Below are 420 nucleotides of genomic sequence, written 5' to 3'. Positions count from 1 at the left end.
GAACTGACCTAACCACCTGCAATCCCGGCAGAAATCCGCCTTAGGCCGTCGAAGACACCATCCGCGTAAGATTTTTCCGGCGAAACACAAGAATCTCCCCAAGAAAGGTCAGTCTGATCCGTCTTACGCAGGTCGACAAGACGATGTATCAAAACCTCGGACGCGGGATCGGCTGTCGTCCGAGACAAACGGGAGAACATCATGCGCATTCGTACGATCATCGCCGCCGGCCTTCTGGCTCTGGCGCCCGCCCTGGCATGGGCGGACCCGACCGGCACCTTCAAGGTGCAAGGCGTCAATCCCGACAATGGTCAGCAGTATACCGGCACGGTGAAGGTGGTTCGCGAGGGCGAAACCTATGCGGTGGCCTGGAACATCGGCGGTCAGCAATTCGCCGGCACCGGCCTTGGCGCCAAATTC

At 59.3% G+C, this 420-nt stretch carries 1 protein-coding gene; it reads left to right on the top strand.

The window, feature by feature from the left end; genetic code table 11:
- Positions 1–201: 201 nt before the first annotated feature.
- Positions 202–420 (top strand): hypothetical protein (locus AC1D0P_RS30455; RefSeq protein ID WP_477680141.1); only part of this gene is annotated, 219 nt, incomplete at its 3' end.

The organism is Polaromonas sp. P1_G2 (assembly GCF_056405515.1).
This window is presented reverse-complemented; position numbering and strand designations above follow the sequence as displayed.